Source organism: Methylobacterium sp. NMS14P (assembly GCF_028583545.1).
Taxonomy (GTDB): domain Bacteria; phylum Pseudomonadota; class Alphaproteobacteria; order Rhizobiales; family Beijerinckiaceae; genus Methylobacterium.
In genome coordinates, this window is the sequence record NZ_CP087108.1 from 22,126 (window position 1) to 34,170 (window position 12,045).

At 64.9% G+C, this 12,045-nt stretch carries 14 protein-coding genes and 2 pseudogenes; 8 read left to right on the forward strand and 8 right to left on the reverse strand.

What is annotated here, in order from left to right; all coding sequences use genetic code 11:
* The first annotated feature begins 114 nt into the window (after nucleotides 1-114).
* Complete coding sequence (locus tag LOK46_RS32550) at nucleotides 115-1,197, forward strand: AraC family transcriptional regulator (protein ID WP_273565287.1); 1,083 nt, start codon at nucleotides 115-117, stop codon at nucleotides 1,195-1,197.
* Between the two features lie 59 nt (nucleotides 1,198-1,256).
* Here LOK46_RS32550 and LOK46_RS33010 read toward each other — a convergent pair.
* Nucleotides 1,257-1,343, reverse strand: a pseudogene (locus LOK46_RS33010) (helix-turn-helix domain-containing protein); the annotation flags it as partial.
* A 256-nt stretch (nucleotides 1,344-1,599) separates the two neighbouring features.
* Between LOK46_RS33010 and LOK46_RS32560 the strand changes: the two are divergent.
* Entirely contained in the window at nucleotides 1,600-1,800 is a 201-nt protein-coding gene (locus LOK46_RS32560) for a hypothetical protein (protein ID WP_273565288.1), read from the forward strand.
* A gap of 770 nt (nucleotides 1,801-2,570) precedes the next feature.
* On the opposite strand, the gene LOK46_RS32565 is transcribed toward LOK46_RS32560, so the two are convergent.
* Nucleotides 2,571-2,753, reverse strand: a complete 183-nt coding sequence (locus LOK46_RS32565) for a hypothetical protein (RefSeq protein WP_273565289.1) — start codon at nucleotides 2,751-2,753, stop codon at nucleotides 2,571-2,573.
* A gap of 65 nt (nucleotides 2,754-2,818) precedes the next feature.
* Between LOK46_RS32565 and LOK46_RS32570 the strand changes: the two genes are divergently transcribed.
* Complete coding sequence (locus LOK46_RS32570) at nucleotides 2,819-3,244, forward strand: hypothetical protein (RefSeq protein ID WP_273565290.1); 426 nt, start codon at nucleotides 2,819-2,821, stop codon at nucleotides 3,242-3,244.
* Nucleotides 3,245-3,468: 224 nt separating this feature from the next.
* On the opposite strand, the gene LOK46_RS32575 is transcribed toward LOK46_RS32570, so the two are convergent.
* The gene (locus tag LOK46_RS32575) at nucleotides 3,469-3,702 is read right to left on the reverse strand and encodes a hypothetical protein (protein WP_273565291.1); all 234 of its coding nucleotides are present in this window, start codon (nucleotides 3,700-3,702) and stop codon (nucleotides 3,469-3,471) included.
* A gap of 476 nt (nucleotides 3,703-4,178) precedes the next feature.
* Between LOK46_RS32575 and istB the strand changes: the two are divergent.
* Nucleotides 4,179-4,892 (forward strand): annotated as a pseudogene (istB, locus tag LOK46_RS32585) (IS21-like element helper ATPase IstB); the annotation flags it as partial.
* Nucleotides 4,893-5,291: 399 nt separating this feature from the next.
* Nucleotides 5,292-5,609 (forward strand): transposase, encoded by a 318-nt coding sequence (locus LOK46_RS32590; protein ID WP_273565293.1) that lies wholly within the window; start codon nucleotides 5,292-5,294, stop codon nucleotides 5,607-5,609.
* 52 nt (nucleotides 5,610-5,661) lie between these two features.
* On the opposite strand, the gene LOK46_RS32595 is transcribed toward LOK46_RS32590, so the two are convergent.
* The 3 genes from LOK46_RS32595 to LOK46_RS32605 form a co-directional block, all read right to left on the reverse strand.
* A complete protein-coding gene (locus LOK46_RS32595; RefSeq protein WP_273565294.1) occupies nucleotides 5,662-5,994 on the reverse strand; it encodes a DUF6883 domain-containing protein in 333 nt (110 codons plus the stop codon).
* 9 nt (nucleotides 5,995-6,003) lie between these two features.
* Nucleotides 6,004-6,240, reverse strand: coding sequence for a DUF4926 domain-containing protein (locus LOK46_RS32600; protein ID WP_273565295.1), 237 nt, complete (start codon nucleotides 6,238-6,240; stop codon nucleotides 6,004-6,006).
* A 121-nt stretch (nucleotides 6,241-6,361) separates the two neighbouring features.
* Nucleotides 6,362-6,820 carry a DUF3597 domain-containing protein gene (locus tag LOK46_RS32605; RefSeq protein ID WP_273565296.1) on the reverse strand — a complete coding sequence of 153 codons (459 nt, stop codon included), beginning with the start codon at nucleotides 6,818-6,820 and terminating at the stop codon, nucleotides 6,362-6,364.
* 101 nt (nucleotides 6,821-6,921) lie between these two features.
* Between LOK46_RS32605 and LOK46_RS32610 the strand changes: the two genes are divergently transcribed.
* The 3 genes from LOK46_RS32610 (at nucleotide 6,922) to LOK46_RS32620 (ending at nucleotide 9,368) form a co-directional block, all read left to right on the forward strand.
* Nucleotides 6,922-7,233 carry a hypothetical protein gene (locus tag LOK46_RS32610; protein WP_273565297.1) on the forward strand — a complete coding sequence of 104 codons (312 nt, stop codon included), beginning with the start codon at nucleotides 6,922-6,924 and terminating at the stop codon, nucleotides 7,231-7,233.
* Between the two features lie 112 nt (nucleotides 7,234-7,345).
* Nucleotides 7,346-9,040, forward strand: coding sequence for a methyl-accepting chemotaxis protein (locus LOK46_RS32615; protein ID WP_273565298.1), 1,695 nt, complete (start codon nucleotides 7,346-7,348; stop codon nucleotides 9,038-9,040).
* Between the two features lies 1 nt (nucleotide 9,041).
* Nucleotides 9,042-9,368 (forward strand): hypothetical protein, encoded by a 327-nt coding sequence (locus tag LOK46_RS32620; protein WP_273565299.1) that lies wholly within the window; start codon nucleotides 9,042-9,044, stop codon nucleotides 9,366-9,368.
* Between the two features lie 399 nt (nucleotides 9,369-9,767).
* Here LOK46_RS32620 and LOK46_RS32625 read toward each other — a convergent pair whose 3' ends face one another.
* Nucleotides 9,768-10,241, reverse strand: coding sequence for a hypothetical protein (locus tag LOK46_RS32625; RefSeq protein ID WP_273565300.1), 474 nt, complete (start codon nucleotides 10,239-10,241; stop codon nucleotides 9,768-9,770).
* 242 nt (nucleotides 10,242-10,483) lie between these two features.
* Nucleotides 10,484-11,968, reverse strand: a complete 1,485-nt coding sequence (locus tag LOK46_RS32630) for a methyl-accepting chemotaxis protein (RefSeq protein WP_273565301.1) — start codon at nucleotides 11,966-11,968, stop codon at nucleotides 10,484-10,486.
* Nucleotides 11,969-12,045: the final 77 nt, after the last annotated feature.

Consider the following 12,045-nt stretch of genomic DNA (forward strand, 5'->3'; position numbering starts at 1 on the left):
AGACCCAAGCGTTCCGGAAACTGCGTCCCAACAATCGGCAGGGCTGGACGTATTTTCCGGGCGCGCGGTTGCGGCGATCGCTTAAGCCTGTCGTGTCGTGAGCAGGAGATCACCATGGGACGATCCCCGACAGTCGATGGATCCGACGAGGGGCCGTATGCATCATCCGCCGCCCCCGAGCCCGTCCTTCTGCGGTTCGATCGGCAGACCCATCCCGACCCCAGCGCTCGAGCCCGCGCGTGGCAGGCTGCGATGTCCGTTTCGATGGACACTGTGTTCGAACCCGGCGACCTCGAAAACTTCGTCGGCATTGCCGGCGTTCGCCCGCTCGGCCCATTCATTCTGTGCGATCTCACGACAACCACCGGCACCGCCCTGCGCCAACGGATGACCCGAGCCAAGTGGAAGCATGATCACGTCATCCTGGACGTCCTCGTGTCAGGTACGCTCCGGGGTGAGATCGGCGGCACAGCCGTGTCGCTCGGCGTGGGCGACTGCGTAATGTTTGATCTCTGCGGCGGTATGCGCCTGCGATTGGACCGCACGCGCGTCATCGGTCTCATCATGCCCCGGGCCGTGTTCGACAAACACGTGGGCGGACACATCGCCGTCGATGGCCTCGTCTTCGAAGCCACGACCCCGCAGGCGCAGGTGATCGGGCCTCTTCTCACCTCGCTCAATGCGCAAGCTGCTCACCTGCCCGACCCTGTTGTGCGGGCTCTCGCCCTGGCGGTCGTCAGCGTCACGGCCGCATGCATAGCGCCGGTGCGCGCTGTCAAAGATCGGAGCCAGCGCAAGCACACGTCGAAGCCGTCCGCGACCCTGGCTCGACTACGCCGATTCATCGACCGGCAAGCGGCACAGCCTGAGTTCGGGGTCGAGACCTTGTGCACACAGTTCGAACTGTCGCGTACGGCGCTCTACCGTCTGTTCAAGCCAGCCGGTGGCGTAGCCGAAGCAATCAGACGGCGTCGCGCGGCACTGGCGGTACAAATACTTATGCGGCCGGGCTCATCACCAGTCAAAGGGGCCGAGATCGCTCACGCGAGTGGGTTCGGCAACGAGCGAAGTCTACGCAACGCGCTACGTGAATTTTACAGCGCATCACCGCGAGAAATCATACGGGATAGGGGCGCGAACCTGAAGCAGCGCGAGCGACCCGCCGCGGACTTCGGCCAGTTATTCGATGGGTTGTAGTGGCTCACCCGCACCCACTGTGAACGAGTCCTAGAGCCGCCTCGGCCGATTGAAGCAGGCGCAAGTGCCGGAGGAAGCCTGCCAGAGGCCGCCCAGCGGCGGTGGCGCTCCATTGAGGCATCAGTGCGCGGACGCGAGCCGACCCCTTTAGTTCGCGTTTGGTCCGCCCCCAAATTGGGACGCGCTGGCCGCTCTTCGCCTGCGGTTCCGCTTGGGTTCGTGGTCGGTACCCGCCGGGCCTCGATCAGGCCGGAGTGTCTCGGCCTCGGCCTCCGTCACCTTCCCTTCCCCGTACAGCGTGCCGCCTCAGCCCCGGCCCTCGTCTTGACCGATAAATTAGATTTGTTCTAATTAGTAACTGAGCGCGGCCGCCGGCCGTCACCCAATTTCAGGAGCCCGATCATGGCCAACGCCAAGTGTGAGACCTGCCGCTTCTTCGACGAGCACAAGGGCAACGGCGCCGTCGCGCAGAACGATGCCGGCCTGTGTCGCTTCAACCCGCCGGTCAGCCAGCCCGCGCCCGAGTCGAAGGGCCTCTGGCCGGTGGTCGCCGCCCAGGATTGGTGCGGCCACTACACCGCCGAGATGACCGCCGCTGAGTGAGGCAGATCGTTCCAAGTGGGACGCTGGGCCGGCCTCGAGGCCGGCCCTTTTTGTTTGCGGATAAGGGTCCGTGGAGCAGACTGGACCACGGCTGGAAGCCACGGGACCAGTTCAATCGACGCCGTTCGCGCAGCCGGGTTGCTCGACAGGCCTACGAGGTCTCAGACGCTTCAGTGCGTGTGGTGTGATACCTCCAAGCTTATGGCAGGCTGCTGGCAAGCTTGCTGGCAACGACTGGCACCCTGTTAGTCCCTGTAGCCCGTCTTGGCCTCAGCCCTCCTTCATTCACTACGCCGACGGCGCGTCGGATGGGTGGCGACGTCGCACGTCAGCGGAGGCATGGCAGGATACGGTCGAGTCCAGCGAAAGGCGGTGACTGAAAGTGCGGACTGCACGAACCGGCACGTTTTGAGGAAGCCCCGCAGCTCAGTGGCTGCGGGATCGGTCCCGCCGAAACTACATGCGGGAGCGGCGCATGTGATGACGCCGGTGGCGGGACATGTGTCGCATGCCTATCATGTCCCGCTGCGCGCCCATCCGCTTCTGCGACGGGCTTTTCACGCTACCCGGGTTGTTCATATTGCCCTCGGCGCTTCCGCCGCCAGCAGGGGTCTGAGCGAGAGCCGCGCCTGCAATCGTGAACGACAGTGCTGCAGCGAGAGCGAAAGTCTTTATCATCATGGCGTTTTCCTCCAGACGGATCGGTTCGATCGGCCTGGGTCTGAACATCGTTGTGGCAGATATTGTTCAGGCACCTGTCATAGCTGTGATTACAAATCTCGTTTTCGCCGCAGCCGGAGAGCCAGGATTAGCGCGCCAGGCCAGAACACGAGGCTGAGTAGGGCGATCGGAACGATGGGGCGACCTTTCCACCAGACGATGATGACCGGCAGGAACAGGCCTGGGATCGCCACCGTGAGAAAGGCCCAGAACTCGAGGTCGGACAGGTCCATATGCCGTTCGTAGCAGCCTTCTGCGGCTACGCTTTCGCTCCGACCGGTGGCATGGTGCCGCCACCATGCCGATCCGGCCCGAGCACCGCTTCTTCTATCCCATCGATTGGGCGCAGCTCTCGGCCGTGATCCGGTTCGGCCGGGCGAAAGGCTGCTGTGAGGGCTGTGGGCGTCCGCACGGGCGGTTGGTCTACCATCTCGGCGACGGGTGCTGGTGGGACGCGGAAGCTGGCCGGTGGCGCGATGGATGGGGCAGGCGGATCCGGGTCGCGGTAGAGGCCGATATCCTCAAACGGGTGCGCCGGACCCGGGTCGTCCTAGCGGCTGCCCATCGGGACCACGACACCTCGAACAACGCGGACGCTAACCTCGCGGCCTTCTGCCAGCGATGCCATATGATCCACGACCGACCCGAGCATCAGCGGCGACGGTGGCGAACCCTGTTTCGGCGGAAGGCGCTGGGCGATCTGTTTGGAGGGCCCTACGCCTAATTTGCCTTTTCGGTCAGGGGCTCAAGAACGAACCGCAAGCAGCCCGGTCCCGTAGTTTCGTGCCGCGGCTTCGGCGGCCGACCGCGCCTGTTGCTCATCGCGACGCTCGCCAAAAGCCACGGTGACGGTGCCGTGCTGAAGCTTCCAAGACCAGATGGGCAGCAGCGTCCCATCGGCCTCCGACTTCTGGCGGACCGTATGGACGAACTTAGCCGCATCGGGTTTCAATGTCGTACCGCACCTTCCGAGTGGAACACGAAGTAGCCGATGAACCGCGTCGCCTCCTCCGCACGCGCATGGCGGAAGCCGGCCGGCGGCGGCTCCGAGGGGCGCACGGTTCCGACGAACTCCCAGTCAGCGTCTTGGATGAAGGACGGCACCGGCCTGCCATGAACGATGGCGCAGCGGATTGCGGGCTCGAAGCGGCGACGGAACACGGTGTAGAAGTGGGCCGGCATCTTGGCCCTCCTCCGCCAGGTAGCGCTCCCGACAGGGTACCGCGTTCTCGGCCCGCTGTCGTGGGCAGGCGGTTGCTGGGCCTGCCGATCGACAAACGCGAGCGCTAGATCGGGCTTATGGGCATCACAGCTGAGAGCTACCTAGCGATTGTCGAAGGCCTATCGCGTACTACCAGTTCGAAATCATCGGAGGATGGCTTGTAGGCGCACCAGCCACACTGACCAAGGTCGGCAGCCCTGGGCGCGTTCCATTGGGAACACTCCGGACAGACTTTGAGTACGAGTTTTGTGCCGTGCGCGAAGGCTAGGCCGCGGCCGCGAAAGGTTACGCGACCTTGAGGCGGATCAGCGGGCATCTCTGCTCCCTGACTGCTACACAGGTTGTTTTCTAGAACCTGTCTGAGCTACCGATTTTGTCAACCTTTCGTGACGGCACTGCCCGCAATTTGCGCAGGTAGCAGGGTGCCACATGAACACTCCTGACCGAGGAACTGACGCTGCGCCAGACGCGGCGGGTGAAGATGGCGCTGATGACGGCGCGGATCACGACGGTGAAGACGTTGGCCAGCTTCGACTTCGCCTTCCAACCCTCGCTGGACCGCAACCGCGTCCTGGCGCTGGCGGGCCTGGACTTCATCGACCGGCGCGAGGCCGTCCACCTGCTCGGTCCACCCGGCACGGGCAAGAGCCACCTCGCTGTGGCCTTGGGCGTGGAGGCGATCAAGGCAAGGCGCGGGGTCTACTTTGCGACGCTGGCCGACATCATCGCTTCCCTGGCCAAGGCGGAGCGAGAGGGTACGTTGCGCGAGCGCATCCGCTTCCTCGCGGCCTTCGCCCTCCTGATCGTAGACGAGATCGGCTATCTGCCGGTGGTACCGGGCGGGGGCAACCTGTTCTTCCAACTTGTCAACGCGCGCTACGAGCGGGGCGCGATGATCCTGACCTCGAACCGCGGCTTTGCGGAATGGGGCGAGGTGTTCGGCGATCCGGTCGTGGCCACCGCGCTCCTCGACCGCCTGCTGCATCACGCGGTCGTCGTACAGATCGAGGGGGCGAGCTATCGGCTGCGCCAGCACGCCGACCTGGTGCCCGAGCACGTGCGCTCGAAGGCGACGATCACGCCGCCGCCGGCCCCCAAGCGCCGCGGTCGTCCGCCAATGCGTCACGAGCCCGACCCCAATGCGGCCTGACCCACGGGAGTGGGGATTTTTGCTTCGGCGGATCTGAGGACGATGCAGGTTCTCCGTCACTTCGTGTGGTGGGGTGAGCGGACCGGGACGCCGGGACGAGCCGCCGAACTGGGCGAAGCCGGCGCGCCCGTGCCTCATCGACCCTTACCGGGCCTATCTCGACCAGCGCTGGAGCGGGGGCTGCCGCAACGCGGCGGCCCTGGCCCGCGAACTCGATCGCCTTGGGGCTCGTATCAATCCACGAGTAGTGCGCGCTTGGGCGACGGCGCGGCGCCGGCTTGGCGGCGACACGCTCGATGCCGGCGGCCAGGGCGTCGCTCCCCCGTGGAAGCCGCCCGGAACGAGGCGGATCGCCCGGCTTCTGCAGAGCGACGCCGGGGGATAGCCGGCGCGGACGGCGTGTTCATCGCGCGCTTGAGGCGCACTGCACCGAAACTGGCCAACGCGGCCGACTTGGCAGTTCGCTTCGCGCGCATGCTGCGCGATCAGTCCTCGGAGCCAGTCGCGGATTGGCTGGCCGCGGCTCGCTCGAGCGTGCTGAAGCGGTTTGCCGCCGGCCTGCAACGTGATGTGGCTGGGATCGAGAATGCCATCGCCCTGCCGTGGTCGACAGGGCCAGCGGAGGGCGAGATCAGCCGACTGAAGACGATCAAGCGACAGATGTATGGCCGCGCCGGCTTCGAACTCCTGCGTCAGCGCGTCCTCAACGCGGTCTGACCCACCACACGAAGTGACGGAGAACCACGATGCACTCGGCGTTGACAGAGGGCTACAGCTTGTAGGCAGTGACCAAGATCCGTCGAAAGTCGCCATCTGCCTTGTGCCACACAGAGCGGACGGGCGGCAGCGTGCCGTTGGCAGCTCGAAGCGGGCCCTCATAGACGTACTTGGTGCCGAAGCCTGTCGGCACCTCACGCACGAGGTGGCTCGGCTTCCCATGCTCGAACAGGGCATGGATCAGGATGTGGATGGCCTCGGCGCTGAAGCCACGGCTGAAGAAGAACTCGGCCTTGCCCTGATTGTCCCGGTGCTCGGGGTTGAGCAGGTAGCCTTTGATCTTCTCGTCCGCGATGGCGAGATCGGGCGTCCAGTCGTCGCTCACCGATGCGGCTCAGGCCGCACGCAGGGCATCGGCAGACAGGGTGCAGTTGCCGACCACTGGACAGGCGAACTCGACTTCGTAGGCCTTGCCGCCGCCATAAACGGCCACGACCGTCCCGTGACTGCCAGCGGGAACCGGCAGCCCATCGTCCGTCTCGACAGCGCGCAGAACCGCGACCACGCTCAATTCCGCGAAGAGCGGATGCGCGGCGGGATCCCGGAACTGATGCATCGTCTCGTAGGACATGCGCTAAATCTGGCGCATCGCATCAGATCTAGCAAGCCTGGCGCGATCATGCCGAACAGCGCGCAGGCCGGAGTTGAGAGATCGGGCGCCCCATCGAGGAAGGCGCCCGACGACCATCGCCTTACGCGTGCTGCATGTCGGCAGGCACCTTGCCGCCGTTCTCAGCGAGCTTCTGGACCACCTGCTTGTGCAGCCAGACGTTCATCGTCGCCGAGTCGTCCTTGTCGCCGGTATAGTGCAGTTCGTCGGCGAGCTGCTTGCGAGCGGTGAGGCTGCTGTCGAGGTCGAGCAGCTTCAGAAGGTCGACGATCGACTGCTTGTAGTTCAGGTTCTCACCCTTCTTGGCAGCCATGTCGCTCAGGATCTGACCGACGTCGACGTTCGCTGCCGAGCCCGTCTGCGCCCTCGTGGGCGAAGGAGCACCGCTCGTCGAGGGGGCGGCCGCACCGCTGGAGCCGCTGCCGGCTCCGGTAGCGGCAGGCGATACCGTCGGCGTCCCGGATGCATGCGATCCGGAGGCTTGCGCGCTCGCGCTACCACCGCCGAAAATCTTCGAGATGATTGATCCGAACAGGCTCATGACATCGTCCTCGGCATCTACGGGCTTAGCCCGGGAGCCGCAGTAACCGAGCCACATGGTACGGCGTTCCGCCCTGACTGGGCCTTACGAGACGTTCTGACGTGGTGGCTGTCGCCTCGATCGTCATGCCGCTTGGCGGCAGGATGTCACGGCAGGCATCGGGCAGAAGTCGCACGCCCGACTTGTCGAGGTTCAACCCAGGCAGCTACAGCCTGCCAATGTCCGATAAGCTCGACGCTCTCCTCGAACGCCTCAAGGCGCATCAGCGCACGCTCATCCTGGCGATGGCCGAGCATGACGGCTTGCCGGCGCAGAGTGTGCTCCGTCAGGTGGCCGAGCTGGAGAACGTCATCGCTGCGGTTGAGGCAGTTGCGGCTGAGGAGGCGGACCAACGAAAGCGAGATCACAGATAACCAACCGACAAGCTTAGGTAGTCGGCCATTTTCTGCCGCCACAGAAGAAATTCTTTATACAAAACTGCCCATAGCGATCTCAAGCTAATCGTTCTATGGGTCAGGAAGCGCCATGCTTGCCAATATGCGCTTAAGTTCAAAAGTCGTCACGGGCTATGCCGCCATACTCTCGACAATGGCAGCTCTAACCATCTACGGAGTCGCCGAGGTTCGCTCAATCGATAATAGCCTTGGGACAATAAACGATCTAAATTCCGTCAAGCAGCGATACGCCATCAATTTTCGCGGCAGCGTTCATGACCGTGCAATCAGTCTCCGCGATTTCACCTTAGTATCCGATCAACACTCACGTGAGACTGTCCTCACCGATATCTCCCGGCTGTCGGATGCATATGCTCGCTCCGCCGCCAGCATGGATCGCATGTTTGCTGAGCACCCCGACACTTCGGCTGAGGAGCGCACGATCCTCGGCACCATCAAGCAGACCGAGGCTAGAACGCTGCCTTTGATGAAGGAGGTCATCGAGCTTCAGCAGGCCAGTCAGTTCGACAAGGCCCGCTCGCTCCTGATGCAGGAGGCCCGTCCCGCCTTCGTTGAGTGGCTCGGGCGTATCAACCAATTCATCGACCTCCAGGAAGCTCGCAACCAGAGCATCGGGGCCGACGTGCGGGCAGTTTCGCATGCCTTCACCCTCCTCATGCTCGGCCTGCTTGGATTGGCCGCTGCCGTCGGCGTAGGGTTCGGCCTCTGGGCCTACCGCGCCATCCGACCGCTGCGGCCGCTGACAGCTGTCATGCTCAAGCTGGCTCACGGAGATCTCAACGTCGTAGTTCCGTCGACGAAGCAGCGTGATGAGGTTCGCGACATCACACAGGCGGTCCAGGCCTTCAAGGACAATGCCCTCGCAGCGCAAGCCTTGGCCGAAGAGCGGCAAGCCGAGCAAGGGCAGAAGATCCAGCAGGCCGAGCGGATCGATGCGACAACGCGCGTTTTCGAGAGCACGATGAACGCCATCGTCGGGCACGTGTCGGCTGCCGCCAATGACATGCAGAACACCGCGCGGGTCATGGAGAGCACAGCAGGGAACACGGCAGCTCGTTCGAACTCGGTCGCTGCGGCCGCGCATGAGGCTGGCGTGAACGTCACCACAGTCGCTGCAGCCGCTGAGGAACTTGGCCTGTCGGTGCAGGAGATCGGCCGCCAGGTGGCCGGCTCTGCCGACTTGGCCAGAACCGCGGTCACAGAAGCCGATCAGACTGGAGCTTTGGTGCGAGAGCTGAGCGATGCAGTCGCCCGCATCGGTGACGTGGTCGGGCTCATTTCCTCGATCGCCGGCCAGACGAACCTGCTGGCCCTGAACGCCACGATCGAGGCGGCGCGCGCGGGCGCCGCGGGTCGGGGGTTCGCGGTAGTCGCCTCAGAAGTGAAGGCGCTCGCTGAGCAGACCGCCAAGGCCACGGGCGAGATTTCTGGGCAGATCGCACGCATCCAGGGGGTGACGGGCCAAGCGGTGAGCGCCATCGGAGCGATCACGACACGGATCCGCGAGATCAGCGGCGTCGCCACCTCGATCGCCGCCGCCGTGGAAGAGCAAGGCGCAGCGACTCAGGAGATCGTACGCAACGTCAGCCAGGCGGCGGCGGGTACGGAGGAGGTCACGGGCAACATCGCCGGTGTGGCGGGGGCCGCCGAGGAGACGGGGGCTGCCGCGAGCCAGGTGCTGGGCGCCGCTTCCGAACTGTCGCGCCAGTCCGAACATCTCTCAGCTGAGGTCGGACGCTTTCTGGCCACCGTTCGGGCTGCGTGAGATGGCGATGAGCACGGGGCCGCATCGGGATGATGCCACCTCTTTCGACGCCATCCAGGCTCTCAGAGAGGCATTGGCCGGTGCGTTCGCCGAGAAGGTCGATCTCGGCCCCCGCGCAGAGCAGATCCGTCAGCTAGGCCGGTCGTTGGAGATGATGATCGAGGCGCTGCGCATCAGGCTCGTTGAGCTTGGTGCCGAGGTACAGACCGACGGCCAGCCCCTACGTCTCGAGCAGCTCACGCGTATGGCGCGGGCTGTTCGTGCCGACGGACTCGAAGAGAAGGGCGTCTGCTTCGATCACGGCCCCATCAAGAGCCTGTCGCGTTGATCGCGCCCTGGTGATCGTCGCCGCTCCGTGGCACCCGTCGAGCATGGCTATTCCCGATAAGACCGGATGCGAGGTGCGGATCGACGGCGCGTGGCAGCTCGTGCCGTTGACCGAGGTGCATGCACTACCGCGCCGCCGAGAAGCGCTGCCCGACCTGCCAGGGCCGGGTGCGCACGCAAGGGCTCTACTCGGGTGAGGGGGGCGTCGCGATGATGCATCAGCGGGCGCACGATGGTTGCCCCAGGATCCCCAAGCACTACGCCGGCACACTGAAGCGGCACCCACAGGCATTGGACTGAGGCACGTTCGTCGTCCGTCTTTCTGAGCGATCGGGTGACGACCCTGGCGCACCCAGAATTCACCTCGGCCCCCCGTTAGTAGAAGCCAGCCGATGACCGCTCAGGCGGCGTCATCCGATGACGGCTTCCGGCGCTTCGATCCCGATGGCCGAGGCGTCGTGTTCGTCCAGGGCATCGTGCCGTCCGGCCGGCGCGGCATTGATCGGACCTTGCCTGCACGGTCGCCTTTCCGTTCAGGACGAGGGCCTTTGCAACCGCCATGACGCCATGCTCGGAACGTGCGGCCATAGATCCACTCCTCGAAGTCGTGGTCGGCTCGGACGATCATGTCGGCGATCACCCGCTCGGCCTCCTCCTTGTTGAAGAGCGCTTGGCCGAGCAGGGCGATCGTGTAGCGCCGTATCTCCTGAGGGCCCTCCAAATGCGGGTTGCGATCCATGGCTCGCAGCACCGCGTGCAGCACCGCCCTGCCGACATCGTCCCGCTTCGGCGTGCCGGTCTTCAGGCGGTTCTGTCGGCGCTCGCCCTCAGTCTCGGCGTGGGCATCGAGGCTGTGCTTAAGCCGCTTCGACATGCTCTTACGGGACTTCCGGGCCGCGGGTGTCCAACCTGGACGTCTCGGGGTGGGTTCGGGGGTCTCGTTCTCGTCCGACATAGGTGCGCCTCCGTATGAGAGGCCCCCTATCGATACCGGATCGACGCAAGACACAAACGGCCAAGCCGCGGCAGGTCTTTGGCCGCGCCACCGGCTGACCCGGCGACATCATCGGATGATGCCGACTCGGTCAGCCGCTGACGTTTAAGGTTTTGGACTTCTTAGCCGACTGCATGCGCCGCCTCGCGTACCTGGCGTGTCGCCACGTCGACCTTCTCGCTCGCCCTGGCAATCGCCTCCATGCCGCCGGCGATCGTCGTCACGCCGTGCGCGGCCGTGTGCATGCTGCCCGACATCTCCCGGGTCACAGCCGACTGCTCCTCCACCGCCGCCGCAATCGCAGCCGATACCTCGTCCAGCCCTTGAATGGTGCCCTGGATCGAGCTGATCGCCTCGACTGCTTCGCGCGTGGCCGCCTGCGTCGCGGTGATCTGGCGCGCAATCTCCTGCGTCGCCTTGGCGGTCTGCTCCGAGAGCGCCTTCACCTCTGTGGCCACGACCGCGAAGCCCCGACCCGCGGCGCCCGCGCGCGCCGCCTCGATCGTGGCATTGAGCGCGAGGAGATTGGTCTGTGATGCGATCCCCTGGATCATCGTCACCACGTCGCCGATCTGTGCTGCATGGCCGCTCAAGCCCTCGACGATGCCGCTTGTGTGCCGGGCCTGCTCGACCGCCTCCCCAGCCATGCGCGCCGCGTGACTGACCTGCTGGCTGATCTCGCCGACCGAAGCCGACAGCTGTTCAGCCCCCGAGGCTACGATCTGGATGTCGTTCGAAACCTGACCGACCGTCCCGGCGGCTTCAGCGGTCTGCCGCGAGACGTCTTCGACGGCGGAGCCGATCGCGTCGAGATCCGCGCTGATCGTCCGCTGTGCCTCGATGCGGCGTTGGCGCTCGTGCACCTGCGTGGTGATGTCGACGGCGAACTTCACCACCTTCAGAACGCAACCGCCGGCGTCGAGGATGGGGTTGTAGGTCGCCTGGATCCACGCCTCGCGACCGCCCTTGGCGACACGCTGGAACTCTCCTGCGGCGAACTCGCCCCGGCCTAAGCGCTCCCAGAACCCGCGATAAGCTGCACCGCTCCGCTCGGTCGCGTCCACGAACAGGCTGTGATGCCGCCCTCGGACCTCGTCGAGGCGGTAGCCCATCGCGTCGAGGAAGTTCTGGTTGGCATCGATGATCGTTCCGTTCGGCTCGAACTCGATCACGGCCTGCGAGCGGTGCAGGGCGGCGATCTGGCCCTCCAGGTCGAGCATGCGCAACTTCTGCGCCGTGATGTCTGATGCGAACTTGACGACCTTCACGACGCGGCCTGCCCGGTCGAGCACCGGGTTGTAGCTCGCCTGGATCCAGACGTGCCGACCGCCCTTGGCGATCCGCTCGAACTCGGAGGACTGGAACCTGCCCTGGCGCAGAGCGTCCCAGAACGCACAGTACCCGGCGCTGTCGCGGTAGCTTGGTTCCACGAACAGGGCGTGGTGCTGACCCTGCACCTCGGACAGCGTGTAGCCCATGACGGCCAGGAAATTGGCATTGGCCGTGAGGATCGTACCATCAGGCTGGAACTCGATGACCGCTTGTGAGCGATCAAGCGCGTCGAGTTTGGCCGCCTGATCCGCCGCGACGCGGGTTCCGCCGAACATGATCGTACTGTCCCCAGAGTTGCGTTGGCTCGGCTAGCGAGGTTGTCGGCGATCAATGGGGCGATGCGCGGCCACGT

Bases quoted from the DNA above. Each gene is read 5' to 3' on its own strand.
- LOK46_RS32550 (WP_273565287.1), top strand. From the start codon at position 115: ATGGGACGATCCCCGACAGTCGATGGATCCGACGAGGGGCCGTATGCA.
- LOK46_RS32560 (WP_273565288.1), top strand. From the start codon at position 1,600: ATGGCCAACGCCAAGTGTGAGACCTGCCGCTTCTTCGACGAGCACAAG.
- LOK46_RS32565 (WP_273565289.1), bottom strand. From the start codon at position 2,753: ATGGACCTGTCCGACCTCGAGTTCTGGGCCTTTCTCACGGTGGCGATC.
- LOK46_RS32570 (WP_273565290.1), top strand. From the start codon at position 2,819: ATGCCGATCCGGCCCGAGCACCGCTTCTTCTATCCCATCGATTGGGCG.
- LOK46_RS32575 (WP_273565291.1), bottom strand. From the start codon at position 3,702: ATGCCGGCCCACTTCTACACCGTGTTCCGTCGCCGCTTCGAGCCCGCA.
- LOK46_RS32600 (WP_273565295.1), bottom strand. From the start codon at position 6,240: ATGTCCTACGAGACGATGCATCAGTTCCGGGATCCCGCCGCGCATCCG.
- LOK46_RS32605 (WP_273565296.1), bottom strand. From the start codon at position 6,820: ATGAGCCTGTTCGGATCAATCATCTCGAAGATTTTCGGCGGTGGTAGC.
- LOK46_RS32615 (WP_273565298.1), top strand. From the start codon at position 7,346: ATGCTTGCCAATATGCGCTTAAGTTCAAAAGTCGTCACGGGCTATGCC.
- LOK46_RS32620 (WP_273565299.1), top strand. From the start codon at position 9,042: ATGGCGATGAGCACGGGGCCGCATCGGGATGATGCCACCTCTTTCGAC.
- LOK46_RS32625 (WP_273565300.1), bottom strand. From the start codon at position 10,241: ATGTCGAAGCGGCTTAAGCACAGCCTCGATGCCCACGCCGAGACTGAG.
- LOK46_RS32630 (WP_273565301.1), bottom strand. From the start codon at position 11,968: ATGTTCGGCGGAACCCGCGTCGCGGCGGATCAGGCGGCCAAACTCGAC.